The organism is Mesorhizobium sp. LjNodule214, from assembly GCF_964252735.1.
Classification (GTDB): Bacteria; Pseudomonadota; Alphaproteobacteria; order Rhizobiales; family Rhizobiaceae; genus Mesorhizobium.
The window spans coordinates 865,923-890,674 of sequence record NZ_CAXUPE020000001.1 but is presented as its reverse complement, the minus strand read 5'-3'; the positions used below and the strand labels follow the sequence as shown (position 1 = coordinate 890,674).

The following is a 24,752-nucleotide window of genomic DNA, read 5'->3' as shown; positions in this document are numbered from 1 at the left end:
CAGGTTTCCCTTATATAGTACCGATAGAGAGATATCATGTCCTCGAACGCGCCCGTCACCGCCGAAGTCCGCCCATTCCCCAATGCCAAGGTCGCGCCGTCGACCGAAGCGCCGGAAGTGCCCTTGCAGCCCGTCACCGACGCACCGGCCGAGGCGCCGGCGAAGAAGAAGCGCTCGGTGCGCTCCCTGCTTTTGCCCATCATCGGGCTCGGACTGCTCGGCGCCGGCGCCTGGTACGGCTACGATTACTGGACCGACGGCCGCTTCATGATCTCAACCGACGACGCCTATGTCCAGGCTGACATGGCGTTCGTCTCGCCGAAGATTTCCGGCTATGTCGACCAGGTCAAGGTGACCGAGAACCAACAGGTCAAGGCCGGCGACCCGCTGCTGACCGTCGATGACGGAGATTACAAGATTGCCGTCGCCCAAGCCGAGGCGCAGATCGCCACGCTGAGCAAGACGCTCGACCGCATAGACGCGCAGACCAAGGCTGCACAGGCCTCGCTGCAGCAGGCACAGGCGCAGAAGACCGCCGACCAGGCCGCGACCGACAATGCGGCCCGTGCCCAGCAGCGCGCGGCGCAACTCGTAAAGACGCATGTCGGCACGCAAGCGCAGCTTGACGACGCCCAGACCGCCCTCGACCAGGCCAAGGCCGCACTTGTCGGCGCCGATGCCCAGATCGCGGCGGCCGCGGCCAATATCGGCGTGCTCGAAGCACAGCGCGCCGAATCGGCGAGCACGCTGGCCTCGCTGCAGCTCAGCCACGACAAGGCCGCGCGCGACCTTTCCTTCACCGTGCTCAAGGCGCCCTATGACGGCGTCGTCGGCAACCGCTCCGTCGAGCAGGGCGACCTGGTCAGCCCCGGACAGAAGCTCGCGGTCATCGTGCCGATGGACAAGCTCTACATCGTCGCCAATTTCAAGGAGACGCAGCTTGCCCGGCTGGTGCCCGGCGAAAAGGTCCGGATTTCGGTCGACGCCATCGACGGCCATGACTTCGAAGGCACGGTCTCGTCGCTGGCGCCGGCGTCGGGTGCTGTGTTCTCGCTGCTGCCGCCGGAAAACGCCACCGGCAATTTCACCAAGGTCGTGCAGCGTATCCCGGTGCGCATCGACGTGCCGGCTGACGTGCTGAAGAGCGGCAGGCTGCGCGCCGGCCTCAGCGTCGTCGTCGCCGTCGACAGCCGCACCGCGCCGGCCGCCACGAAGTAAACCAAACCCGGGAGCAGTGTCATGGCGACCGCAACCCTGACCGCAGGATCGGTGCCGGCTGCGCCGGTGCAGGCCGACCACATGCCAGTTCGCCGCGTCATCGCCTTCCTGGCGATGGTGTTCGGCATGTTCATGGCGATCCTGGACATCCAGATCGTCTCGGCTTCGCTGTCCGAGATCCAGGCGGGCCTCAGCGCCAGCTCCGACGAGATCCCGTGGGTGCAGACCGCCTATCTGATCGCCGAGGTGGTGATGATCCCGCTGTCCGGCTTCCTTAGCCGGATGCTGTCGACACGCGTGCTGTTCACGGTTTCGGCGGCTGGCTTCACCGCCGCCAGCGCGCTGGCGGCGACGGCCACCAACATCGACCAGATGATCGTCTACCGCGCCATCCAGGGTTTCATCGGCGGCGGCATGATTCCCAGCGTCTTCGCGGCCGCCTTCACCATCTTCCCGCCGTCGCGGCGCGCCTTCGTCTCGCCGATGATCGGCCTGGTGGCGACGCTGGCGCCGACCATCGGCCCGACCGTCGGCGGCTATATCAGCCACGCCATGTCCTGGCACTGGCTGTTCCTGGTCAATGTCGTGCCCGGCATCATGGTGACGGCAGCGGCCTGGACGCTGATCGACTTCGACAAGCCCAATCTCAAGCTGTTCAGCAAGTTCGACTGGTGGGGCCTTGCCGGCATGGCCGCCTTCCTCGGCTGCATGGAATATGTGCTGGAGGAAGGCCCCAACAACGACTGGCTGCAGGACCAGGCGGTGTTCATCTGCGCCATTGTCATGACCGTCGGCGCGGTGCTGTTCTTCTGGCGTGTCTTCACCGCCGAGGAGCCGATCGTCGACCTCAGGGCCTTCAGCAACGTCAACTTCGCCTTCGGCTCGCTGTTCTCCTTCGTCATCGGCATCGGCCTTTATGGCCTGACCTACCTGTACCCTGTCTATCTCGGACGCATCCGCGGCTACGATTCGATGATGATCGGCGAGGCGCTGTTCGTCAGCGGCCTGGCGATGTTCTTCACCGCGCCCATCTCCGGCATCCTGTCGCGCAAGATGGACCTCAGGCTGATGATGATGATCGGCTTCTTCGGCTTTGCCACCGGCACATGGTGGATGACGCATCTGACCGCCGACTGGGATTTCTGGGAACTGCTGATCCCGCAGATCCTGCGCGGCTGCTCGATGATGCTGTGCATGGTGCCGATCAACAACATCGCGCTGGGCACCTTGCCGCCGGATCGGCTGAAGAATGCGTCGGGCCTGTTCAACCTGACCCGCAATCTCGGCGGCGCCGTCGGCCTCGCTCTCATCAACACGGTGCTGATCGACCGCAACGCCTTCCACTATGCGAGGCTTGCCGAGCACGTGCAGTGGGGCAGTGCCGAGGCGCAGCAGAAGCTGCAGAACATGACGCTCAACTTCGAGCAGACCGCCGGGCTCGATGCCTCCAAGGCGGCGATCTCCAAACTGTCGGGCATGGTCCAGCAGCAGGCGGCGCTGCTATCCTTCATGGACGTGTTCTTCATGCTGACGGTGCTGTTCGCGACGCTGGGGCTGTTCGTCCTGTTCATCCGCAAGCCAGCCGAACAGGCCGGCGGTGGTGGTGGCGGTCACTGATTTTCAGACGTGCGCAGCGGGTTTTCGGGGATGCTCCTCCAGTCCAGGTCCGAAGCTCCGATCCCGCAAAAAACTCCGGGCCGCAAGCCCGGAGTTTTTTGCCGCAGTTGGAATTGTCAGGCGGCGGCCGGCTTGAAGCTTAGCGCCACGCCGTTGATACAGTGGCGCAGGCCGGTCGGCGGCGGGCCATCGTCGAAGACATGGCCGAGATGCCCGCCGCAGCGGCGGCAGTGGACCTCGGTGCGGGTCATGCCGAGCGAGCGGTCCACGGTCTTGCCGACGGCATTGGGGATTTCCTGCCAGAAGCTCGGCCAGCCGGTGCCGGAATCGAACTTGGTCTCGGACGAATAGAGCGGCAGGTCGCAGCCGGCGCAGGCGAAAACGCCCTTGCGGTGCTCGTTGAGCAGCGGGCTGGTGCCGGGATATTCGGTGCCTTCCTTGCGCAGCACGTTGTAGGCCGCGTCGGACAGGATGGCGCGCCACTCGGCGTCGGTCTTGGTGACCTCGAAGGTCTGGGCCGCCAGCGCATCCTGGGAGCCACCCATGCGCAGCATTGCCGCCGCGCCGGCCACCAGTGCCACGGCAGCGGCGCCGCTCCAGAGAAAGTCGCGACGGGTCATGCCATTCCTCCTGAAATCAATTTGCCAGATTAGACCGCCAGCCGGAAATCAAAAGCCGGTGACGGTCCTGAAAACGAACACTCCGCACCGGCTCCATGCCTGGAGCAACGCTGCGGAGCGGACGCTTTGCCGATCGCGCGGGTCATTGACCCGCGCAATCGGCAGGGTGCTTCGAGCCTGTTGAGCATGATCTTTTCCGAAAACCGGTTCCCACTTTTCGGGATCATGCTCTAGCTGCCAGTTCGCCGGCAGCGGGCCCTTTGTTACATCTTCGGCAACAGAACCTTGTCGATGACGTGGATGACGCCGTTCGACTGCTCGACATCGGCGATCGTCACATTGGCGACATTGCCGTTCTCGTCGGTGACGGTGACCTTGCCCCCATCGGCCTTGAGCGTCAGCTCGCAACCGCCGGCGGTCTTGGCCTTGTGCGCGCCGCCATCATCGTTGACCATCTTGGTCACGTCAGCCGCCAGCGCCTTGGCACCGATGACATGGCAGGTCAGGATCTTGGTCAGCTTGTCCTTGTTCTCGGGCTTGAGCAGCGTTTCGACGGTGCCGGCCGGAAGTGCGGCGAAGGCCTCGTTGGTCGGTGCGAACACGGTGAAGGGACCGGCGCTTTGCAGCGTGTCGACCAGGCCGGCTGCCTTGACGGCGGCAACCAGCGTGGTGTGGTCCTTCGAATTGACGGCGTTCTCGATGATGTTCTTCTTGGCATACATCGGGGCGCCCCCGACCATCGGATTGGCGGCATAGGCAGCGGCACCGAGCGCGGAAACGGCGATCGTGCTGGCAAGCAAAAGGGTGGCGAGTTTACGCATGATTTCTGACTCCTCTTGAGATCGTTTCCCGTTCTTGGGAACGCAAGGAGATACGGAGTAGAAATGCATGAGTTTCGGCGGTCTGCGAAAAAAGTTTTATTTCGAACGGCGACGGTCGGATTTTCTTCTATCGACCCTTTGCCAGCTTAAATGCTTTCGTGATCGCTCCGACGCCCCAGATAGATTAAAAATCTTCTTGCGCCAGCAAATCAGGACTTCAGAGGGAATCAGATGCCCTTGAGATCGCCGGCGGCGACGACCGGTCCGGTCGGCTGGCCGGTCGGCGAGCCACCTGTCGGCTCGACGCTGACGGCGAGCACGGCGCCTTGCGCGAGCTTCTGCTGGACGGCCGGCGTAACGGCTAGGTGCGTGGTCTGGCCGGCCGGGATGACGCCCATCGAGACCGGAGCATTCTTGCCCTCGATCATCCACAGCTCGAAGTCCTTGCCGGCGGCACGCTCTCCGGAAACCAGCGACAGGCCGACATCGCGGCGGGCGGCGTCATAGACGACGAGATATTTGACGTCGCTGCCGTCGGCTGCCAGCGAGGCGACAAGCCGCTCCTGCGGCGCAACGACCGGCGGGTTGAGGTAGGGCACGGCGACGTAGATGGCGAGCGCGGCGACGGCCGCCGCGGCAAGGCCGCGCCAGAAGCCGAGGCTCGACCAGAGGCCGGCTCGCGGCTGTGCCGCCGCGGACGAGGAGGCGAACAGCCGGCGATCGACAGCCGGCTTGACCGAAGCCGGAGGCTCTATCTCGGGATAGGCGGCGGCCATCGGCGAAAAATGCACTTCCCAGTTGTCGACCAGGCGGGCGAAACCGGTTTCGGTGTCGATGCGGCGGGCCGCGATCTGGCGCTCGTCCGTGGCGAGCACGCCAAGAACGTATTCGGCGGCGAACAGGTCGTCACCTCCACGTTCCAGTCCGTTGTCCTCTGCCAGCGTCATCTTTCCAGACATTCTCTAAGTTTGAGCAGGCTGCGCCGCAGCCAGGTCCGCATCGTGTTCAGCGGCACGCGATGGCGTTCCGCAAGTTCGGCATAGCTTTCGCCGTTGAGATAGGCGCCCCGGACGGCCGCCGCCCGGTCCTTTTCCAGTTCATCGAGACAGTGGTAGATGCGTTCGGACTCACCGCCCGCCACAACCATGGCCTCCGGTCCCGGCGCCGGATCGGCCACGTCGAGCGCGGCATCGATATGGGCGGCGGGCACGCGCCGCGCCCTGATGCGATCGATCGCATGATTGCGCGCAATGGCCACCAGCCAAGAAATCGGGCTCAGATCAGAGACAGCGAAACGGTCCGCCTTGGTCCATATCTTGACGAAGACTTCCTGAAGCGCTTCTTCGGCATCTCCCCGGTCGTTCAATACACGAAGACAGACGCCGAAAAGTTTCGCGCTTGTCTGCCTGTAGAGCAGATCGAACGCGGCCCGGTCCTTCATCGAAGTCCGGACGATCAGCTTGCTGATGTCCTGCGGCGCCATGCCCGCAAATTAGGCGATTGCGTTATATTTGCAATCGCGGAGACGATGTTGTTCACCACCCAGGCGAGCCTGCTTGCCGCCGACAAATCTTCCGCCGTTGCCAAGGAAATCGCCTGCCGCTAGCCTCCAGCCAGGCGGGAGAAGGCGGCGATGTCGGTTGAACGGGTGTTGTGGGAGCAGGATGCAACCGGCCTGGCCGGGCTGGTACAGCAAGGAGAGGTCTCGCCGCAGGAGCTTGTCGATGCGGCGATCGCCCGGGCCGAGGCGACCCGCCCCGATATCAACGCCATCGCCGAGCCGCTCTACGACGCGGCGCGATCGCGCGCCAAAACCGTCGACCGCAAGCTGCCGCTTGCCGGCGTACCCTTTGCGATCAAGGACCTCGGCATCGCCATCAACGGCGTGCCGACCCATGGCGGCAGCCGCATTCCGGCTTTCACCGCCGACTTCAATTCGGTGATGACCGAGCGCTACCTTGCCGCCGGCCTCATTCCGATCGCCACCAGCACTTCGCCCGAGCACGGGCTGAGGCTGATGACCGAGTCGGCCGCGTTCGGCATCACCCGCAATCCGTGGAATACGGGCCATACGACCGGCGGCTCGTCCGGCGGTGCCGCCGCGCTGGTGGCGGCCGGCGTGGTGCCAGCGGCGCACGCCTCGGACGGCGGCGGCTCGATCCGCGTGCCGTCGGCCTGCAGCGGGCTGGTCGGGCTGAAAACCTCGCGCGGCCGCGTGCCGCTGACGCCGCTGGTCAGCGAGAGCTGGTACGGCATGGTCGTCGATCATGCCGTCAGCCGCTCGGTCCGCGATTCGGCGCTGCTGCTCGACCTGACCCACGGCGCCGATCCGCTGTCGCCTTATGCCGCGCAGGCGCCGAAAGGCCTTTTCGCCGCCGCCGCCGCGCGCGATCCCGGCAAGCTCAAGCTCGCCGTCTACCGGAAATCGCCGCTCGGCCTGCCGATTTCGGCCGAGACGTTGACGGCGATGGACACAGCCGTGGCACTGGCGCGCGAGGGTGGCCATACGGTGGAAGAAATCGACCTACCCTATATCGGTCGCGACTTCATGGCTGATTTCTGCAAGACGGTGACTTCAGCCGTGGCCGGCACGATGCGTGCCGAGGCCTTGCGCGTCGGCCGCTCGGTTGCCGGCGACATCGAGCGTGCCACGCGCGTGCTCAGCCGCTTCGGCGAGATCATTCCCGCCGGCGAGATCTATGAGATCCTGCAGCGGCTGCATGCCACATCGCGTCACCTGATCGGCGAGACCGCGCAGTACGACGCCGTGCTGATGCCGATCATCGCGCACCCGCCGCTCGCCTGCGGCGCCATGGACCCGAAGGGCGCCGACGAATTCATCGAGAACATGCTGGACAAGATGCACCTCACCCGGCTTTTGAAGATGAAATCGCTGTTCGGGCAATTGATGGACAAGAGCCTGTGGTTTACCCACTGGCCGGCGATCCAGAATGTCAGCGGCCAGCCATCGATCGCACTGCCCGTCCATGTCACCGCGGCCGGCCTGCCGCTTGGCATCCAGGCCGTCGGACGCCCAGGCGACGAGGAGACGCTTTTGTCCTTCGCCGCACAGATGGAGAAGATATCCGGCTGGCAGAAGCGGCGGGCACCGCTCAAGGCGCCGGTATAGGAACCCGCAGCAGGCGATTTCGAGATTGTGACAGCAAAGCCGTTTGCGGCCTGCGCCAATTCCCGCTAAGACCCCGCCGTTCATGCCAAGCTGGGATCCATATCGATGACGGACATCGCCGCCACCGCCGAAATGCAGGCCGCGCTGCTCTCCAGGGCGCTGCCCTATATGCAGCGCTACGAAAACAAGACGGTCGTGGTGAAATATGGCGGCCACGCCATGGGTGACCACGAGCTCGGCAAGGCCTTCGCCCGCGACATCGCGCTGTTGAAACAATCTGGCGTCAATCCGATCGTCGTGCATGGCGGCGGGCCGCAGATCGGCGCCATGCTCAACAAGATGGGCATCGAATCGAAGTTCGAGGGCGGCTTGCGCGTCACCGACCAGAAGACGGTCGAGATCGTCGAGATGGTGCTGGCCGGCTCGATCAACAAGGAGATCGTGGCGCTGATCAATGCCGAGGGCGAGTGGGCGATCGGCCTGTGCGGCAAGGACGGCAACATGGTGTTCGCCGAAAAGGCGCGCAAGACGATGATCGACCCGGACTCCAACATCGAGCGGGTGCTGGATCTCGGCTTCGTTGGCGAACCGGTCGAGGTTGACCGCACGCTGCTCGATCTGCTGGCGCGCTCCGAAATGATCCCGGTGCTGGCGCCGGTGGCTCCCGGCCGCGATGGCCATACCTACAACATCAATGCCGACACATTCGCCGGTGCCATCGCCGGCGCCTGCCAGGCCTCGCGCCTTCTGTTCCTTACCGACGTGCCCGGCGTGCTCGACAGGAACAAGAAGCTGATCGACGAGTTGACGGTGGCCGAGGCCAAAGCGCTGATCAAGGACGGTACGGTGTCGGGCGGCATGATCCCCAAGGTCGAGACCTGCATCGAGGCGATCGAGCGCGGCGTCGAAGGCGTCGTCATCCTCAACGGCAAGACGCCGCATTCGGTGCTGCTGGAGCTGTTCACCGAGCACGGCGCCGGCACGCTGATCGTGCCGTAACGGCTTGTCAGCCGGCTAATCTTTTCCCAGCCGGAGCTTCGAGATTGTCGATGACGGGAATGGCCGGCTTTCGCGCCAGGCGTTGGACGATCATCGATTCCTCTTCGGCATCCTGCGGAGCGCCCCAGAATTCGGCCAGCGTCGGACCGTCCTTCAGGCGGCGGTCGCGGACGAGAACCCCCCAGACCTCGCGGAACCAGACGCGGCGGCCCATCTGCGTATACCAGCGCATCGAATGGCGCTGCTCGGGATCCTTGTGGAACAGGATGCGCGCCAGCGCCTTCGGCCGCGACTGTACCGCCAGCTCGATCAGCTTGACGCTGAAGAACAGCATCCAGGGTTTGAGCCGGGTCATCTGCAGAACCTGGTGCTTGTAGTCCCACAGGCGGGCGTCCAGCTGGATCACCTTGCGGTCCCTGGCGATCCTGAAGAACGGCGTCCAGCGATGCGGCGTGACATAGAGCGCCTGGATCTGGTCCGGGTCATAGGCGATCAGCTGGCGGAAGCCGCGCCAGAGGTCGCGAAAGTCTTCGTCCTCGAAGCCGGCGACCCAGGTCGCCATCGACAGGATGCCATGCAGGCGTAGCAACCGGATCGCCTCGCGGTCGGATGAAGTGCTGCCGCCCTTGCGGATCAATTGAAGCGTCTGCTCGTCGGTGTTTTCCATGCCGAGCAGCCAGCGGATGACGCCTGCCTTGCGATAGAGATACAGGATGTCGGCGTCGCGCACGATGTCGTCGGCGCGGGTGGAGCCAACGATCAGCACCGGCACGTTCTCGGCGATCATCGCGTCGAGGAAGATGCGCCATGCCTTCTTCGAGACGGTCGGGTTCTCGTCGGCGAGGTTGATCAGTTCGACACCGTGCTCACGGTGCAGCCAGGCTATCTCTTGCGCAAATTTCTTGGGATCGCGATGCCGCCAGCGGGTCCAGAAACCGCGTTGGCCGCAATAGTTGCACAGATGCGGGCATCCTCTGGAAAACTGCATGACCACGGCGCGCTTGCCGCCCCAATAGCTGTAGCGGCCGTGGTCGATCAGTTCCCAGCCGACGCGGTAATCGTCGAGATTGGTGATCGTCTTCGCCGGCTGGGTGGCGAACGGGCGGCGCAAATCGTCGCGAAAGGCAATGCCGGGCACATCGGACAGCGGCTGGCGCCGCTGCAGCGCCTTGATGAGTGCCGCAATGGTGGCCTCGCCCTCGCCGCGCACGATGAAGTCGAAGACATCCGTTTCAGCGAGAATGTCACGCCAGTGATAGGTCGGAAACACGCCGCCATAGATGACGATCGTCGCCGGAGCGTGAGCCTTGAGCATCTGCGCGATGCGCAAGGCCGTCGGATGCGCCGAGGTCGAGCCGGAATGGCCGATGAGGACGCAGTCTGGTTGCCCGCTCAGAGCGTCGCGGACGAGCACCGCAAGCGGCATCGGCCCGAACTCGGCATCGACGAGCCGCACCCGATGGCCGGCATCGAGCAGCGGACCGCCCAGCGCCAAGAGCCCGAGCGGCGGCAGATGGTCGTCAGGCACGCGGCTGCCGATGGCGGTGTGCGGCGGATTGATCAGGACGATGTTCATGGCGGACCCCTTGCGGTGACGGTCCGCAGGTTCCTAGCCGCCGATCTCGATCCGGACTTGGCGTCATTGCGCAGTTTGCGTGCAGCTTTTCCGCAGAATTGGCGGGAAGGCTGTCTCGAGCATGATCCTGAAAAGTGGGAACTGGTTTTCAGAAACGATCATGCCAAAAAAAGGATAGAGCCCCATCCCGATTCATCGGGATGGAACAGGCTCTAGCGTCGAAGGTGGGCGAGCGGCACATGGCCCGGGCCCTTGATGTTCTGCAGCACGAGCTGGGTGTGGACGTCGCGGACGCCATCAAGCCGCATCAGCCGGTGCATGACGAAGTGATTGAGCTCGTCGACCGACGGCACCATGACATGCAGCAGGAAGTCGTGGTCGCCGGTCATCGTCCAGCAGGCGGACACCTCGTCCATGCGCTGAACGGCGGCGATGAAGCTTTCCGGCGAGCCGTCGCTATGGCTGACCAGCCGCACCTGGATGAACACCTCGACCGTCAGGCCGACGGCGCGACGGCTAATGGCGGCGGCAAAGCCCTTGATGACGCCGGTGTCCTGCAGGGCCTCGAAGCGGCGCGCGCAAGGTGTGGTCGACAGGCCGATCTCCTGGGCGAGTTCCGATACCGGCTTGCGGCCGTCGCGCTGCAGGATGTCGAGCATCCTGATTTCGAACTCGTCAAACTGAGGCATTTTCACTCTCCAACAGCTTTCCGATAGTGCCTTTTACCTCAAATGCTGCGTTTAGGCCACCATCAAAGCGGATATGCCTCGCCGTCGCGGGCTAGAATTGCTCCACGATTGGCCATGAATTCATGAGGAGAACAGCCATGACGATGAGCGTTGCCGACTATGCAAGGGAATGTGCGGCGCAGGGCCTGCGCGGCGATTATTCGGTCTGCCGCGCCGATTTCACCGTGGCGCAAGGCTATGACTACAAAGCCGACGAACAGGCGGTGTGGCGCACGCTGTGCGACCGCCAGACGAAGCTGACGCAGAAGCTCGCCCATCACTCCTATCTCGACGGCGTCGCGGCACTTGGGCTTCTCGACAGGATCCCGGATTTCGGTGCGGTCAGCGAAAAGCTGCGCAAGCTCACCGGCTGGGAAATCGTCGCCGTGCCGGGGCTGATCCCCGCCGCGCCGTTCTTCGACCATCTCGCCAACCGCCGCTTCCCGGTCACCAACTGGCTGAGGACGCGGCAGGAGCTCGACTATATCGTCGAGCCGGACATGTTCCATGACTTCTTTGGCCACGTGCCGATCCTGACGCAGCCGGTCTTCGCCGATTTCATGCAGATGTACGGCCAGAAGGCCGAAGACGTGATCGCGCTCGGCGGCGACGAGATGATCACCCGCCTGTACTGGTATACCGCCGAATACGGGCTGATGCAGGAAGCCGGCCAACCGCTGAAGGCCTTTGGCGCCGGGCTGATGTCATCCTTCACCGAGCTGCAGTTCGCCGTCGAGAGCAAGGACGCGCATCATGTGCCCTTCGACCTCGAAACGGTGATGCGCACCGGCTACGAGATCGACAAGTTCCAACGCGCCTATTTCGTGTTGCCGTCCTTCGATGTCCTGCGCGATGCCTTCCAGACCGCCGACATGGCCGGCATCGTCGGACGCAACAAAGGCAAGCCGGCGCTCGACCCGGCGGCGGTCTAAGGCAATTCCAGGAAAAGTGCGCAGCGGTTTTCCTGGAATTGCGTAAACAGATGGCTCAGCCGACCTCGGCCTTCAGACGGGCAAGCTGCTCGCGCTGCAGGTCGAGTGCCGCGGTGGTGAAGCGCAATATGGTGGCCAACTCGGCATCGCCGAAGCTGGCCATCATTTTTTGCCCTTCCTGCGCAATGGCGCCGTAGTAGCGCGCCGACAGCTCCCGTGTGCGCTCCGTTGCCTCGATCACCACCTTGCGCCTGTCCTCGAGGCTGCGGGTGCGGGTCAAAAGGCCACGTGCCTCCAGCCGGTCGATCAGCGCGGTAACGGCGGCCGGGGTCAACCCCGTCGCGGCCGCGACAGCGCCGGCCGATTGCGGGCCGCCATAGAGCAGTCCGAGGCAATGCCGTTCGGCCGCGTTCAGCCCAAGCTTGGCGCCCACCGCCTCATCATAGGCCTGCGTCGCATCCTGCCAGCGCATGATGGCAAGGCTGATCGCCTCGGCCATTTCGGGACGATTTGTGCTTGACGAATTTATTTCGATCATCTAACTATCAATCTGTCTAACATTAAGACGATCGCAGCAATATGCGGCTGTGGCTCGCGCAAGGCAAGGACCAGTCGCCGACAAGGAGTGAAAAATGAGCCTGATTCAGCACCGTGCCCCTCTCTCGCATGAGGAGGAGTTCAAATACGCCAAGCTGGCCATGGAATGGTATGGCTGGGGGTCGCCCATCGGCCTCGGCATCCTGCTGGTGGCGCTGGCCGCCGCGGCCGTGCTGGTGCGCATCGCCGTGTACGGCCTGTAAACTCAGTACGATCTTCTCAAAGGCGCGCCAGGGCGGCGCCGGCCGCCATCACAGGCGCCGGCGCCACCTGCTTTTGGACGTCAGACGGTGTGTGATGACTTCGTCACACCGTGATGACTTCGTCACACCGTGATGACCTTGCCCAGGTGGTCAGCCAGCCGGCAGGCCAGGGCGGTGATGGTGGTCGTCGGATTGCACTCGCCCGACGTGCAGAACACCGAGGAGCCGCCGACATAGAGATTGTCCATGCCATGGACCTTGCAGTTGGCGTCGACCACACTTCTGGTCACATCCATGCCCATGCGCGTGCCGCCCATATGATGATGGCCGGCGGTCTCCTCGTTGGTCGGATAGTCCTCGCCATTGGCGATCCAGTCGGCGAGGCGCACGCGGCCAAGATTCTTCTGCGCCATCGTCGTGCCGAACAGCCTCAACCCCTCCAGCAAGGTGCGGCGTTCCAGTTTCGACTTTTTCCAATGCAGTTCGATGCGCGGCACACCGGCATGGTCGACATCGGTCTTCGACAGTTCGATCTGGTTCGAGGCCAGGGGCGCCTGTTCCCAGGCGACATAGAGCTGGGCGGCGCAACGCAGGTTCTGGCTGAGTTGGGAGGACATCCATTCGGCCATGTCGGGCGCCGTGCAGGCCAGGTCGGCGATCAGTCGCTTGACGTGGGGATAGGGCGTCTCGATCAGCCTGATACCGAAATTCATGATCTGAAGTCGTTCCATCGCGGCCGGCGTCGGCGAGAAGAAGGCCTCGTCGACGGCATCGACCTCGAACTCGCCATAGTCGGCGAGGATGGCATTGCCGCCCTCGAAGGTCGGATGCTCCATCCAGTAGCGACCGAGCGCGGTGGCGTTCGGCACGACGCCGCCATTCGAGCGCTGGTTCGACCACAAAAGCAGCCGCGAATTCTCCAGCCCGCCTGTGCAGGCGATGAAATAATCGGCACTGAAGGCGCCGGCGTCCTGGCCATTCGACCACAGCCTGGCGCCGGTCACCCGCTTGCCGTCGCCGGCGAGCTCGGTGGCATAGGTGTTGAGCACCACGGCGATGTTCCTGCTCGCGTCCAGCTCGTCGGCGAATTTCTCGCCAAAGCGCACAGCCGGGCTCTTGATCAGCTGCACCCAGCGGATGTCGTCCGAAATCGGCACATCCGGCCGGAAGTCGGGGAGCTCGAGGATCTCGTGCACCTCAGGCAGATAGGGCTCGATGTCGGCACGGCTGATCGGCCAGCCGGTGTCCGGCGCCCAGGCCTTGGGCTCGAAGTCCTGCTTGTCGAGCACACGGCACCAGCCGGCCCAATGGTTCGAGGAGCCCCCCATGAAGCGCAGCCGCGTGATGTCGAGGTCGAAATAGGGATCGCCGACCGTGGTCCCGCGATAGAAATCCTGCGACTCGTCGCTGAATTCGCGCGAGCCCGCCTCCAGCACGACAACCGGAATGCCCGCGGCGCCAAGCTTCCTGGAGATCGTGGTGCCGGCGGGGCCGGAACCGAGGATACACACCTTGGCGGCAAAGTTGGCCGCGCGAAAGGCCTCGTAGCTGTCGAAGATCATGCAAGGTCGCCCCGCTTGAGGATCCAGCCGTTGACCTCGACGATCTCGTCAGGGTCGACGACGACAGCCTGGTTGCGGAACAGCGACAGCGCCGGCAGTGCGATGAGCACCTGCACGATCATGCGGCGCGGCATTTTTCTGGTGAAGAATTTCCCGGTGAAGAAGGTCATGTCACGTCTCTCGATGGGGGCTTCGATCCACGCACGGCGTTCCCTGAACGGCACACGCCCGCCAGGAAAAGCCAGTTTCGTGCCAAGCCTAGCCGGAAAGCTGCTACAACCGGGTAAACGGGCTGGTTGAGGGCAACCAGGGTTAGGATTTTCCTAACTGCTGCGGGCCTCAGGCGGCTTCCGGAACATCGCGGTCGAGGATCGCGAGATTGCGGCCACGATGCTTGGCCTCGTAGAGTCGGCGGTCGGCGGCGCGCATCAGGTCGGACACGCCGATGCCTTCGCCGCAAGTGGTGCCGCCGATGCTGACCGTCAGCGGAACCGTCCGCTCGTCGACGGGACGGAAGCGGATCAGTTCGACCTCCCGCCGGATGCGCTCGGCGACACGTTTGGCCTCCTGTTCGGCGGCGCCGATAAGAAAGGCGGCGAATTCCTCGCCGCCAACGCGACCGAGCACGTCGCCGCTGCGCACGCCGCGTTCGATGGCGGCGGCGATCAGCAGCAGCGCGTCGTCGCCGGTCAGATGACCGAAGCTGTCATTGATCTTCTTGAAGTGGTCGGCATCGATGATCAGCAGCGCGCCGCGATCGGATTTGCGCCGCGAACCCTCAAGCGCCGCAAAGAAGCTCTCGCGGTTGAGCATGCCGGTCATGTCGTCACGGCTTGCCTTTTCCGACAGGCGCCGATGCGCGGCGGCAAGCTGGGCGTGTGCCCGGGCGAGTTCGCGATGCGCGCTTTTCACCCTGTCGCTCTGCCAGAAGGTGGTTGCGCTGGCGATCCAGGCGAGGACCAGCGGGCAGACTGTGGAGGTCAGCCAGATCGTGCGGCTGATCGGGAGGCCCAGTGCGGGGACGATGATCAGCGTCAACAAAAGTGAGGCTGCTACCGAGCCGAAAGCGACGGCGGCGGATTTCAGAATTAGGCGATTCATCGCTGGCTCCCACAGAACCGCCTCTGTGCCCAGCAAGCCCTGAAGACCACCTTTCGGCGATGCTTAAAATTTGAAACGAGGCGCCATTTTGACATCTTTCGACGCGCATAAGTTGTGGATAAACGCCTGGCCAGCGTGCCATAAGGAAGCATGACCACGCTGCCCGACCCCGCACGCTTCGCCCATGTCACCGACTGGGTATTCGATCTCGACAACACGCTCTATCCGCACCATTCGAACCTGTTCGCGCAGATCGACGTGAAGATGACCGCCTATGTCGGAGAGCTGCTGACACTGCCGCGCGACGAAGCGCGCAAGCTGCAGAAGGAACTCTACCTAGAGTATGGCACGACGCTGAACGGGCTGATGACGCGCCACGGCATCGACCCCGACGACTTTCTCGAGAAGGTGCACGACATCGACTATTCGTGGCTGGTGCCCGATCCGGTCCTCGGAGCCGCCATCCGCCAGCTTCCCGGCCGCAAGTTCATCTTCACCAATGGCGATCGCAGGCATGCCGAACGCACCGCGCGCCAGCTTGGCATACTCGAGCATTTCGATGCCATCTTCGACATCGTCGCGGCCGGGCTGAACCCCAAGCCGGCACGCCAGACCTATGAGCGGTTTGCCGAGCTGCACGCCGTCACCGGCCACAATGCGGTGATGTTCGAGGACCTGGCGCGCAATCTGGCCGTGCCGAAATCGCTCGGCATGACCACGGTGCTGGTGGTGCCGCGCAACTTCGAGCCGACCTTCTCGGAGATCTGGGAACGCGACCCGGCCAACGAAGACGACGTCGATTTCGTCACCGACGACCTCGCCAGCTTTCTCACGGCGATCGTCGAAGTGCCCGCCTGAGACGCGGGCCAGCTACGCTCAGAGATTGTAGAAGCGGCCGATGATGCCCCAGGCCTCGTCGGCGGTGTCGACGAAGTCGATGATGTCCTGGTCGCCGGGCGTGATCGTGCCCTGTTCGGCCAGGAAATCGAGATCTATCGCCTTTTGCCAGAAGGACTTGCCGAACAGGATCACCGGCACGCGCTCCATGCGCCCGGTCTGGATCAGCGTCAGCGTCTCGAAGAATTCGTCCATCGTGCCGAAGCCGCCGGGGAACACCGCCACCGCCTTGGCGCGCATGACGAAATGCATCTTGCGGATGGCGAAATAGTGGAAGTTGAAGCAGAGTTCTGGCGTCACATAGGCGTTCGGTGCCTGCTCGTGCGGCAGCACGATGTTGAGGCCGATCGACGGCGCGCCGACATCGTCGGCGCCGCGGTTGCCGGCCTCCATGACGCCGGGCCCGCCGCCGGTGACGACGACGAATTCGCGGTAGTAGGAGGTGGCAGACTGCTGCGAGCAGAGGCGGGCGAACTTGCGCGCCTCCTCGTAGTATCGGCTGTTCAGCTCGAGGTTCTTCTTCTGCGTCTCGTTCTTCGCCGCCCAGGCTTCGCCGCCGGGCTCGGGAATGCGCGCGCCGCCGAACAGGATCACGGTCGAACGGATGCCGCGCTCAGCCAGGATCATCTCGGGCTTCAAGAGCTCGAGCTGCAGCCGCACCGCACGCAATTCGCGCCGCGTCATGAACTCCGGATCGTTCCAGGCCAGCCGGTAGGTGTCGGCGCGCGTCTGCGGCGTGTCCGGCACGCTCTTTGCCCGCTCCAGATCCTCGTCCGAATGCGGCAGCGGCGTCCACCCCGCCTTTTCCATTGGCGTCATTTGCTCTACCCGTCCCAATAATTCACTTGCGCCGTCCCATGGCGCACTCGCGATTGACCCCCAATAAGCCTTAACATAGGGTCCGCGCGACTTTCAAAACAGGTTAAGGCGCTGCCCCTTAACAGCTTGGTAACGGAGCGAAATCATGTCGAAGCCCGATCTGGCGAGCCTCGAAAGGACCATAGAGAAGGCCTTCGAGGAGCGCGACACGATTTCGACCGCGACTCGCGGCGAGACGCGCGACGCCATCCAGTCGGCGCTCGACCTGCTTGACCGAGGCGCCGCTCGCGTCGCCGAGCGCCAGGCCGACGGCAAGTGGCACGTCAACCAGTGGCTGAAGAAAGCCGTGCTGCTGTCGTTCCGGCTCAACCCGATGGAGATCATCAAGGGTGGTCCGGGCGAAGCGGTGTGGTGGGACAAGGTGCCGTCGAAGTTCGATGGCTGGGGTGCCGTCGACTTCGAAAAGGCCGGCTTCCGCGCGGTGCCGTCGTCGGTCGTGCGCCGCTCCGCCTATGTCGCGCCGGGCGCGGTGCTGATGCCGTCCTTCGTCAATGTCGGCGCCTATGTCGACAGCGGCACCATGGTCGACACCTGGGCCTCGGTCGGCTCCTGCGCCCAGATCGGCAAGAACGTGCATCTGTCGGGCGGCGTCGGCATTGGCGGCGTGCTGGAGCCGATGCAGGCCGGCCCGACCATCATCGAGGACAATTGCTTCATCGGCGCGCGCTCGGAAGTGGTCGAGGGCTGCATCGTGCGTGAAGGCTCGGTGCTTGGCATGGGCGTGTTCATCGGCCAGTCGACCAAGATCGTCGACCGTGCCACCGGCGAGGTCTTCTATGGCGAAGTGCCGCCCAATTCGGTCGTCGTCGCCGGATCGCTTCCGGGCAAGCCTTTCCCGAACAACGAACCAGGACCGGGCCTCTACTGCGCTGTCATCGTCAAGCGGGTCGACGCCAAGACCCGCTCCAAGACCTCGATCAACGAATTGCTGCGCGATTGATCTTTTCCGGAAACGGACGCACCTTCCGCCGGCGCGACGATGCGTCGCGCCTTCAACGCGGAGGGGTAACATGGACTGGAAATACCTTCTGACAAGTTACGAGGGGCGTATCAATCGCGGCAAGTTCTGGGCTTGCGTTGGTGTGATAGTCGTCGGCGCCATTATCGCGATGATCCTCGACAACATAATCGGCACCACGTTCAACGGCATGCCTTATGGCTTCATCTATGCGATATACGGGCTCGCCATGCTCTACCCGGTCTTCGGTGTCTACGCCAAACGCTGGCACGACCGAGACAAGTCGGGCTGGTGGTCGCTGATCGGGCTGGTGCCGATCATCGGCGGCATCTGGATGCTGGTCGAGCTCGGTATTCTCGAAGGCACCAGGGGCGCCAATCAGTATGGACCGGACCCGCTTGCCTGAAAAATCAGACCTCATTTGGCTTTTCTTCAAAACTTCAGGCCGCGTCAGCCGCGCGGCCTATTTTCTCGGCGGGCTGCTGGTGGCCATCGTGCAGGCCTTTCCGCTCTACCGCTTCACGCTGGTGGCGGAAGGCTCGCCCGAGAGCAACATGTGGTCGTTCATCTTCTTCGTCGCCTTCATCGCCTCGCTGTGGTCGAACATCGTGCTGGCGGTGAAGCGGCTGCACGATCTCGACAAGCCGGGCATCGCGGCGCTGGTGCTGTTCGTGCCGGTCGTCTCGATCATCGCCTTCCTGGTGCTCTGCCTGTTTCCCGGGCAACCTGGCCCCAACCGCTACGGCAGGCGCACCAACGCGCCGGCCGACTGACGAGGACCGGTCGATGCGCTACCGCACGCTTGACCCGAAACTGATCATCGAGACGGCCGAAAAACTGCAGGAGCGCGTCGCCGAGCGTTTTCCCGATGCCGGCCTGCGCGGCGTCGCCGCCGAGCTGGTCTCCTTGTCGCGCGACCTGGCAAAGGGCGCCAAGGCGCTCGAAGCGCCGATCTGGTGGCTGCGCGTCCTCGTCGTCGCCGCCGTCGTCGCCGGGGCGCTGATGTTCCTGTTCGTCGGCACCGTCCTGCCGTTCGACCGCATTTCCAAGCCCGGCGACGCCGTCCAGTCGGTGCAAGGCATCGAAGCCTCGCTCAATATGGTCATTCTCGCCATTGTCGGCTTCCTGGCGCTGATCCGCTCGGAGGAACGCATCAAGCGCAAGCAGGTCTTTCGCCAGCTGCACGGCTTGCGCTCGCTGATCCATGTCATCGACATGCACCAGCTGACCAAGGACCCGGCGACGCTTTCCGCCAGTTTCAAGCCGACCGCGCATTCGCCGGCCCGCATCACCAACGCCGCCGACCTCGCCCGCTACCTCGACTATTGCTCGGAAATGCTGTCAATCACCGGCAAGATCGCCGCGCTGTTCGCCCAGTCCGTCAATGACGCCGTCGTCATCGACGGCGTCAACGACATCGAGAACCTGGCCTCCAACCTGTCGCGCAAGATCTGGCAGAAGATCACCCTGATCGAAGGCCGGCCTCAGGCTGGTCGACCGGGGAAAAAGAACCAACCCTGATCCATCGCGATCGTTCAGGCCACGACCGCTTCCGAGCTCAGCCCGGGCGAGCCGCGCCTTTGCCGCTCGGCCTCGCGCACCAAAGCCGCGACGCGTCCTGTCACAGGCGCCGGCACGCCTGCCCTTTGCGCCAGGCTGAGCACCGCGCCCTGCAGCTCGCCGATCTCGGTCGGCCGGCCGCGTTGCAGATCGTCCCACATTGAGGAGCGCGCTTCGGGGTCGATGGCCAGCATGCGCCGCGCCAGACGCTTGAACAGCCAGTCCGGCAGTTGGAGCACTTTTGGCATCAGCGCGGGGGGCAAGCCGGCAATCCGTGCGGGCTTGATTCCGCAAGCCTTCATTGCCACCAGCGCCTCGCCGATCTGGCCAGCCAGGATCAGCCGCCAGCGGCGGTCTGCCAGTTCGGTGGCCAAAGGCAGGTTGGACAGTGCCACCAGCGCGTTGTTCAGGTTCATCAACAGCTTGCCCCACAGCACCGCCGTCATGTCGCGATGGGTTTCGACCGTCAGCCCCTCGACTGCGAGCAATCCGGCCAGGCCGGCCAGGCCGTCTTCGATCATCACCTTGCCCTCGCTGGCGCGGTGCACGCGCAGCGGCGCTTCGCCGTCTGGCGATTGCACCACGTTGAACGGCACCATGCCGGCAAGCACTTGCCGGCCGGCCAACCCGGCCCGCAGCCTGTCGGCATTGTCGACGCCGTTCTGCAGGCTGACGACCACCGCGTCCGGGCGGGCATGGGCGGCGATCAGCGCAGCCATCTCCTGCGTCGCGCCGCTCTTGACCGTCACCAGGATCACCTCGGCGTCGCGCAGGGCGGTCGCCGGATCGGCGGTGGCCGGCAGCGCCTCTGGCTTGACGCTGCGGTCGCGGCCGTCGAGATCGGTGACCCGCAGGCCATCCTTGCGCACCGCCTCGCCGATGCGTGGCCGCGCCAGCAGCATCACCCGCCGGCCGGCCAGCGCCAGACAGCCGCCGGCATAGCAGCCGATGCTGCCGGCGCCGGCTATTGCGACCAGACTGTCGTTGTTGGCCATGCGATAGTCCTTTATTGGCCCGCAACTATACGGCATGAAAACCATATTGTCGGCGCCATGGCTGGTCATGATGTCTGGCCGTGACAGACCTTCCGCTTTCGACTATCGCTTTGCCCATGAAATTGCCGACCGACCCCGCCGCAAACCTTGCCGCCCTGATCCGCTGTGCCTCGGTGACGCCCGCCGAAGGCGGGGCGCTGAGCGCGCTGGAGACGATGCTGAAGCCGCTCGGATTTTCCGTCGAGCGCCCGGTGTTTTCGGAAGACGGCACGCCGGACATCGAAAACCTCTATGCCAGGCGCTCCGGCAACGGGCCACATCTGATGTTTGCCGGCCATACCGATGTGGTGCCGGTCGGCGACGAGGCCGCCTGGACGCACCCGCCCTTCGCCGCCGAAATCGTCAATGGTGAGATGTATGGCCGCGGCGCCGTCGACATGAAGGGCGGCATCGCCTGTTTCATCGCGGCGGTGGCGCGCCATGTCGAGGAGAATGGCGGGCCGAAGGGCTCGGTCTCGCTGCTGATCACCGGCGACGAAGAAGGCCCGGCGATCAACGGCACGACAAAGCTGCTCGAATGGGCCGCCAGCAAGGGCGAGAAATGGGACGCCTCGATCGTCGGCGAGCCGACCAATCCGGACGCGCTCGGTGACATGATCAAGATCGGCCGGCGCGGCTCGCTGTCCGGCAGCGTCGCCGTCAATGGCCGACAGGGCCACGCCGCCTATCCGCAGCTTGCCGACAACCCGGTGCGCGGGCTGATGAGCCTGGTCGATGCCTTGCTTTATCCGGCCTTTGACGAGGGAACGAAGGATTTCCAGGCGACCAATCTGGAGGTGACCTCCATCGATGTCGGCAACCCCGCCACCAACGTCATACCGGCGAAGGCGACGGCGACCTTCAACATCCGCTTCAACGATACATGGACGGCCGAGACCATCCAGGCCGAGATCCATAACCGCCTCGACCAGGCGGCCGGCCGCACAAAGTACCGGCCGGGCAAGAAGACGCCGGTCGACTACGATATTGTCTGGCGCGACCGGCCGAGCCACGTGTTTCTCACCCGCGACGACCGGCTGATCGAAACGCTGAGCCAATCGGTCAGGACGGCCATCGGCAGGACGCCGGCGCTGTCGACCTCGGGCGGCACCTCGGACGCCCGCTTCATCAAGGATTACTGTCCGGTGGTGGAGTTCGGGCTGGTCGGCAAGACCATGCACATGGTCGATGAACGCGTCGCACTTGCCGATCTCGAGACGCTGACGCAGATCTACCAGCGCTTCATCGAAGACTGGTTCGAGCGAGGCGCAGCCTAACCATGCTTTCGGTGTGATCATGCTCTCGGCCGATGAAACCTACGCTTCGCTGGCCGGCGCCTGGCGGCTGATGCTCGGCAAGGCCGACGGCCTGCGCCTGCTCGACCTTTCGGCCGACGGCTTCTGGAATTCCTTCTTCGCCATCGTCGTGGCGGCGCCGGCGCTGATCGTCGGCTGGGTCGGCATCGCCAACGAGATCGGCGACCCGAACGCATTCGCCGGGCGCTTCAGCATGCTTCTGCGGCTGGCGACCGTCGACATCGGCTCCTGGGTGCTGCCGCTCGTCGCTCTCGCTCTAATCGCGCCGCGCGCTGGGATCGGCGGTCGCTTCGTCCACTATGTCGTCGCCAGCAACTGGGCGTCGGCGATCATCGCCTGGCTGATGCTGCCGTCGGCGCTGATCAGGCTTTTCCTGCCGTCGACCGACGAAGTCTCGGGGCTGGTGTCGCTGCTCCTGTTTGCGCTGTCGATAGTGCTGACCTGGCGCATGACCAATGCCGTCATCGGCAGGGGCGCGGCAGTCGGCACCGCGGTTTTCGCCGGCATGTTCGTGGCGTCGCTGGCCGTGCTGTTCGGGCTGCAGGCGCTCCTCGGCATCACCATACCGACCGAGGCTGGAACATGAAGCCGCGCGCGCTGCAAGAGTGTGACGCCGCCGCTGAGCGTTGGCTGCGCGAGGACGTCGCGCCGACATATCACGCCTGGAAAGCAGACCCTGGCAGGGGTATTTCGGCGGAGGAGATGGCAGAACGTTCGCGCAAACGTGGCGCGGCTACTGCTAGCTGATCGGCGTACCTACCCGGCTTCTCCGGGAGGCTGCGGGTAATCTCCGGCAGCCTGCGGGTAATCGACGCCGATCAGGAAAAGCCCGTCTGGCGGCGCCACCTGGCCGCAGGCGGCACGGTCATGCGCGTCGAGCGCTGCCTTGAGGTCGGCGGCGCTCCAACTGCCGTCGCCGACGCGCTTCAGCGAGCCGACCATCGAGCGCACCTGGTTGTGCAGGAAGGAACGCGCCGAGGCCCTGACGTCGATCAGGTCGCCCTCGCGGCTGACGTCAAGACGGTCGAGCGTCCTGACCGGGCTGTCGGCCTGGCACTGGGTGGAGCGGAAGGTGGTGAAATCATGCCGCCCAAGCAGCAGCTTTGCCGCCTCATGCATGGCGGCGGCGTCCAGCCGCTTCGGCACCCACCAGACCTTGCCCTTGTCCAGCGCCGCCGGCGCGCGGCGGTTGACGATGCGGTAGAGGTAGTGGCGGCCGGTCGCCGAGAAGCGCGCATCGAAGCCGTCGGGCACGGCCGCCGCCTTGAGAATGGCAATGCGGGCTCCGGCCATTTGCAGATGGGCGTTGACGGCATCGCGTACCTTGTCATCAGGCCACGCCTTGACGAGGTCGACATGCGCGACCTGGGCAGTGGCGTGGACGCCGGCATCGGTGCGGCCGGCGCCGCGCAGTGAAACCTGCTCGCCGCAGAATTTGCCAATCGCCTCTTCGATCGCCTGCTGTATCGAAGGCTGGCCGGCCTGGCGCTGCCAGCCAGCATAGAGGCTGCCGTCATATTCGATGTCGAGACGAAAACGCGGCATGACAGGCAGCTGTTCGCCGCTTAGGCGGCAAGCGCAGTGAAGGCCGAAGCGTAGACCAGCTTGCCGGCCTCGGGCGCATCGCCCCAAGCGAGGGCCTGCAACGCCTCGCCCTGGTACTCGCTTTCGAAGTTCTCGGCGCGGGCATGGGTGTAGCCGAAGCGGCCGTAGTAGGCCGGATCGCCGAGCACCACGGCCAAGCTCTCGCCGGCGTCCTTGAGGCGGATATGCGCCTCACGGATCAGCGCGCCGCCAATGCCCGAGCCATGGAAGGACGGTTCGACGGCCAGCGGTGCCAGCGCCACGGCCGGGAAGCTCTTGCCGCCGTTGCCCACGAAAAGCCTGGAAAACAGGATGTGGCCGACCACCTGACCGTCCTCTTCCGCCACCAGCTCGACGACGGCATCGCCGCCGGTGACCAGCGCGTCGACCAGTCCGGCCTCCGCCTGCTGGCCGAATGCATGTTCCTCGACGAGGCGGATTGCCTCGCGATCCCGCGGCGTCGCCACGCGTATCGACATCATGCTCATGAGAGTTTCGTTCCTTTTTCGATCTTGGCTCCGCGCAGAAATTCCTGCGCGGTGGTGGGCCTTCCGCCCGCCCGTTGAACTTCGACCAGCCTGATCGCGCCTGACCCGCAGGCGACCGTCAGTCGGTCATCGAGAATTCCTCCCGACTCGCCGACGCCATCCGTAAGCGTCGAGCGAAGCAGTTTCAGCCGCTCCATGCGGCCGCCAATGTCGACCTCGCACCACGCACCCGGAAAGGGCGAGAGGCCGCGAATGTGATTGTGGACTTCGCCGGCAGGCCGCGTCCAGTCTACGCGTGTCTCCGATTTATCGATCTTTTTGGCGTAGGTCACCCCCGCCGTCGCCTGTTGGGTAAATGTCAGACAATTTATCCCCAGCCGCGTCAATGCTTCCACGATCAGCGAACCGCCCATGTCCATCAGCCGGTCATGCAACTCGCCGGCCGTCATATCGGGTTCAATGGCGCATTTTTCAACCACTGCCACCGGACCTGTGTCGAGGCCCTCCTCCATCCGCATCACCATCATGCCGGTTTCGGTGTCGCCGGCCATGATGGCGCGCTGGATGGGAGCAGCGCCGCGCCAGCGCGGAAGAAGCGACGCATGGCCATTGAGACAGCCGAGCCGGGTTGCTTCCAGAACAGCCTTCGGCAGCAAAAGCCCATAGGCGACAACCACTGCGACATCGGCGCGCAGGGCAGCGAACGCCTGCTGCTCCGCTTCGCTTTTCAGCGATGTCGGCGTTCGCACCTCGATGCCCAGCCGTTCCGCCTCGCGCTGCACCGGCGACGGCGTCAGCTCCAGCCCGCGCCGGCCGGCGGCGCGGGGCGGCTGCGTGTAGACGGCTGATATTTCGTGCCCGGCTTCGGTGATCGCGCGCAGCACCGGGACGGAGAACTCCGGCGTGCCCATGAAGATGACGCGGAGGGGCAT

At 64.4% G+C, this 24,752-nt stretch carries 28 protein-coding genes; 13 read left to right on the top strand and 15 right to left on the bottom strand.

The genetic code is table 11. The features are described from left to right. Nucleotides 1-36: 36 nt before the first annotated feature. Both ACSQ3Z_RS04355 and ACSQ3Z_RS04350 read left to right on the top strand, forming a co-directional pair. A complete protein-coding gene (locus ACSQ3Z_RS04355; protein ID WP_436170135.1) occupies nt 37-1,218 on the top strand; it encodes an HlyD family secretion protein in 1,182 nt (393 codons plus the stop codon). A 21-nt stretch (nt 1,219-1,239) separates the two neighbouring features. Next, nucleotides 1,240-2,835, top strand: a complete 1,596-nt coding sequence (locus ACSQ3Z_RS04350) for a DHA2 family efflux MFS transporter permease subunit (protein ID WP_436170134.1) — start codon at nt 1,240-1,242, stop codon at nt 2,833-2,835. 116 nt (nt 2,836-2,951) lie between these two features. Here ACSQ3Z_RS04350 and msrB read toward each other — a convergent pair whose 3' ends face one another. The 4 genes from msrB to ACSQ3Z_RS04330 all read right to left on the bottom strand — a co-directional run bounded on the left by msrB (nt 2,952) and on the right by ACSQ3Z_RS04330 (nt 5,759). Next, nucleotides 2,952-3,455 carry a peptide-methionine (R)-S-oxide reductase MsrB gene (gene msrB, locus ACSQ3Z_RS04345; RefSeq protein ID WP_436170133.1) on the bottom strand — a complete coding sequence of 168 codons (504 nt, stop codon included), beginning with the start codon at nt 3,453-3,455 and terminating at the stop codon, nt 2,952-2,954. Between the two features lie 263 nt (nt 3,456-3,718). Continuing rightward, nucleotides 3,719-4,276 (bottom strand): fasciclin domain-containing protein, encoded by a 558-nt coding sequence (locus tag ACSQ3Z_RS04340; RefSeq protein WP_436170132.1) that lies wholly within the window; start codon nt 4,274-4,276, stop codon nt 3,719-3,721. 227 nt (nt 4,277-4,503) lie between these two features. Further along, nucleotides 4,504-5,223 carry an anti-sigma factor gene (locus ACSQ3Z_RS04335; RefSeq protein WP_436170131.1) on the bottom strand — a complete coding sequence of 240 codons (720 nt, stop codon included), beginning with the start codon at nt 5,221-5,223 and terminating at the stop codon, nt 4,504-4,506. Next, complete coding sequence (locus ACSQ3Z_RS04330; protein WP_006200641.1) at nt 5,220-5,759, bottom strand: sigma-70 family RNA polymerase sigma factor; 540 nt, start codon at nt 5,757-5,759, stop codon at nt 5,220-5,222. The genes ACSQ3Z_RS04335 and ACSQ3Z_RS04330 overlap by 4 nt, the downstream gene beginning before the upstream one ends. Before the next feature lie 150 nt (nt 5,760-5,909). On the opposite strand from ACSQ3Z_RS04330, the gene ACSQ3Z_RS04325 reads away from it, so the two are divergent. Further along, complete coding sequence (locus tag ACSQ3Z_RS04325; protein WP_436170130.1) at nt 5,910-7,406, top strand: amidase; 1,497 nt, start codon at nt 5,910-5,912, stop codon at nt 7,404-7,406. 105 nt (nt 7,407-7,511) lie between these two features. After that, a complete protein-coding gene (gene argB, locus ACSQ3Z_RS04320) occupies nt 7,512-8,405 on the top strand; it encodes an acetylglutamate kinase (RefSeq protein ID WP_436170129.1) in 894 nt (297 codons plus the stop codon). Between the two features lie 7 nt (nt 8,406-8,412). Here the strand turns inward: argB and bchE are convergent, their stop codons facing one another. Then, a complete protein-coding gene (gene bchE / locus ACSQ3Z_RS04315; protein ID WP_436170128.1) occupies nt 8,413-9,981 on the bottom strand; it encodes a magnesium-protoporphyrin IX monomethyl ester anaerobic oxidative cyclase in 1,569 nt (522 codons plus the stop codon). A 212-nt stretch (nt 9,982-10,193) separates the two neighbouring features. Further along, nucleotides 10,194-10,670: an Lrp/AsnC family transcriptional regulator gene (locus tag ACSQ3Z_RS04310; protein WP_436170127.1), complete on the bottom strand. Its 477-nt coding sequence runs from the start codon at nt 10,668-10,670 to the stop codon at nt 10,194-10,196. 137 nt (nt 10,671-10,807) lie between these two features. Here ACSQ3Z_RS04310 and phhA point away from each other — a divergent pair, with 137 nt between their 5' ends. Continuing rightward, nucleotides 10,808-11,641: a phenylalanine 4-monooxygenase gene (gene phhA, locus ACSQ3Z_RS04305; protein WP_436170126.1), complete on the top strand. Its 834-nt coding sequence runs from the start codon at nt 10,808-10,810 to the stop codon at nt 11,639-11,641. A 55-nt stretch (nt 11,642-11,696) separates the two neighbouring features. On the opposite strand, the gene ACSQ3Z_RS04300 is transcribed toward phhA, so the two are convergent. After that, a complete protein-coding gene (locus ACSQ3Z_RS04300) occupies nt 11,697-12,179 on the bottom strand; it encodes a MarR family winged helix-turn-helix transcriptional regulator (protein ID WP_436170125.1) in 483 nt (160 codons plus the stop codon). A gap of 94 nt (nt 12,180-12,273) precedes the next feature. Here ACSQ3Z_RS04300 and ACSQ3Z_RS04295 point away from each other — a divergent pair, with 94 nt between their 5' ends. Then, complete coding sequence (locus tag ACSQ3Z_RS04295; RefSeq protein WP_436170124.1) at nt 12,274-12,441, top strand: hypothetical protein; 168 nt, start codon at nt 12,274-12,276, stop codon at nt 12,439-12,441. 122 nt (nt 12,442-12,563) lie between these two features. On the opposite strand, the gene ACSQ3Z_RS04290 is transcribed toward ACSQ3Z_RS04295, so the two are convergent. The 3 genes from ACSQ3Z_RS04290 to ACSQ3Z_RS04280 all read right to left on the bottom strand — a co-directional run bounded on the left by ACSQ3Z_RS04290 (nt 12,564) and on the right by ACSQ3Z_RS04280 (nt 15,104). Further along, on the bottom strand, nt 12,564-14,003 hold the full coding sequence (locus tag ACSQ3Z_RS04290) for a GMC oxidoreductase (protein ID WP_436170123.1): 1,440 nt from the start codon (nt 14,001-14,003) through the stop codon (nt 12,564-12,566). Further along, nucleotides 14,000-14,173: a hypothetical protein gene (locus tag ACSQ3Z_RS04285; protein WP_436170122.1), complete on the bottom strand. Its 174-nt coding sequence runs from the start codon at nt 14,171-14,173 to the stop codon at nt 14,000-14,002. Before ACSQ3Z_RS04285 ends, ACSQ3Z_RS04290 begins: the two co-directional genes overlap by 4 nt. A 169-nt stretch (nt 14,174-14,342) precedes the next feature. Further along, the gene (locus ACSQ3Z_RS04280; RefSeq protein WP_436170121.1) at nt 14,343-15,104 is read right to left on the bottom strand and encodes a GGDEF domain-containing protein; all 762 of its coding nucleotides are present in this window, start codon (nt 15,102-15,104) and stop codon (nt 14,343-14,345) included. 150 nt (nt 15,105-15,254) lie between these two features. On the opposite strand from ACSQ3Z_RS04280, the gene ACSQ3Z_RS04275 reads away from it, so the two are divergent. Then, the gene (locus ACSQ3Z_RS04275) at nt 15,255-15,962 is read left to right on the top strand and encodes a pyrimidine 5'-nucleotidase (RefSeq protein WP_006200628.1); all 708 of its coding nucleotides are present in this window, start codon (nt 15,255-15,257) and stop codon (nt 15,960-15,962) included. Nucleotides 15,963-15,980: 18 nt separating this feature from the next. Here ACSQ3Z_RS04275 and ACSQ3Z_RS04270 read toward each other — a convergent pair whose 3' ends face one another. Beyond that, complete coding sequence (locus tag ACSQ3Z_RS04270) at nt 15,981-16,820, bottom strand: LOG family protein (protein ID WP_120017619.1); 840 nt, start codon at nt 16,818-16,820, stop codon at nt 15,981-15,983. A 145-nt stretch (nt 16,821-16,965) separates the two neighbouring features. Between ACSQ3Z_RS04270 and dapD the strand changes: the two genes are divergently transcribed. The 4 genes from dapD (at nt 16,966) to ACSQ3Z_RS04250 (ending at nt 19,359) form a co-directional block, all read left to right on the top strand. Then, nucleotides 16,966-17,820 (top strand): 2,3,4,5-tetrahydropyridine-2,6-dicarboxylate N-succinyltransferase, encoded by an 855-nt coding sequence (gene dapD / locus ACSQ3Z_RS04265; RefSeq protein ID WP_436170120.1) that lies wholly within the window; start codon nt 16,966-16,968, stop codon nt 17,818-17,820. Nucleotides 17,821-17,890: 70 nt separating this feature from the next. After that, a complete protein-coding gene (locus ACSQ3Z_RS04260; RefSeq protein ID WP_436170119.1) occupies nt 17,891-18,244 on the top strand; it encodes a DUF805 domain-containing protein in 354 nt (117 codons plus the stop codon). Continuing rightward, nucleotides 18,237-18,611: a DUF805 domain-containing protein gene (locus tag ACSQ3Z_RS04255; RefSeq protein WP_167480895.1), complete on the top strand. Its 375-nt coding sequence runs from the start codon at nt 18,237-18,239 to the stop codon at nt 18,609-18,611. The genes ACSQ3Z_RS04260 and ACSQ3Z_RS04255 overlap by 8 nt, the downstream gene beginning before the upstream one ends. 13 nt (nt 18,612-18,624) lie before the next feature. Continuing rightward, nucleotides 18,625-19,359 (top strand): hypothetical protein, encoded by a 735-nt coding sequence (locus ACSQ3Z_RS04250; protein WP_436170118.1) that lies wholly within the window; start codon nt 18,625-18,627, stop codon nt 19,357-19,359. A 14-nt stretch (nt 19,360-19,373) separates the two neighbouring features. Here ACSQ3Z_RS04250 and ACSQ3Z_RS04245 read toward each other — a convergent pair whose 3' ends face one another. Next, nucleotides 19,374-20,393, bottom strand: coding sequence for a 2-dehydropantoate 2-reductase (locus tag ACSQ3Z_RS04245; protein WP_436170117.1), 1,020 nt, complete (start codon nt 20,391-20,393; stop codon nt 19,374-19,376). A gap of 116 nt (nt 20,394-20,509) precedes the next feature. On the opposite strand from ACSQ3Z_RS04245, the gene dapE reads away from it, so the two are divergent. Both dapE and ACSQ3Z_RS04235 read left to right on the top strand, forming a co-directional pair. Next, complete coding sequence (gene dapE, locus ACSQ3Z_RS04240) at nt 20,510-21,709, top strand: succinyl-diaminopimelate desuccinylase (protein ID WP_436170116.1); 1,200 nt, start codon at nt 20,510-20,512, stop codon at nt 21,707-21,709. A gap of 19 nt (nt 21,710-21,728) precedes the next feature. Then, complete coding sequence (locus ACSQ3Z_RS04235; RefSeq protein WP_436170115.1) at nt 21,729-22,334, top strand: transporter; 606 nt, start codon at nt 21,729-21,731, stop codon at nt 22,332-22,334. Nucleotides 22,335-22,504: 170 nt separating this feature from the next. Here the strand turns inward: ACSQ3Z_RS04235 and truA are convergent, their stop codons facing one another. From truA to fmt, 3 genes are read right to left on the bottom strand one after another with little or no spacing between them, the layout of a single operon-like run. Continuing rightward, on the bottom strand, nt 22,505-23,293 hold the full coding sequence (truA, locus tag ACSQ3Z_RS04230; protein WP_436170114.1) for a tRNA pseudouridine(38-40) synthase TruA: 789 nt from the start codon (nt 23,291-23,293) through the stop codon (nt 22,505-22,507). A 20-nt stretch (nt 23,294-23,313) separates the two neighbouring features. Next, on the bottom strand, nt 23,314-23,820 hold the full coding sequence (locus tag ACSQ3Z_RS04225) for a GNAT family N-acetyltransferase (protein ID WP_436170113.1): 507 nt from the start codon (nt 23,818-23,820) through the stop codon (nt 23,314-23,316). After that, a complete protein-coding gene (gene fmt, locus ACSQ3Z_RS04220; protein WP_436170112.1) occupies nt 23,817-24,752 on the bottom strand; it encodes a methionyl-tRNA formyltransferase in 936 nt (311 codons plus the stop codon). The genes ACSQ3Z_RS04225 and fmt overlap by 4 nt, the downstream gene beginning before the upstream one ends.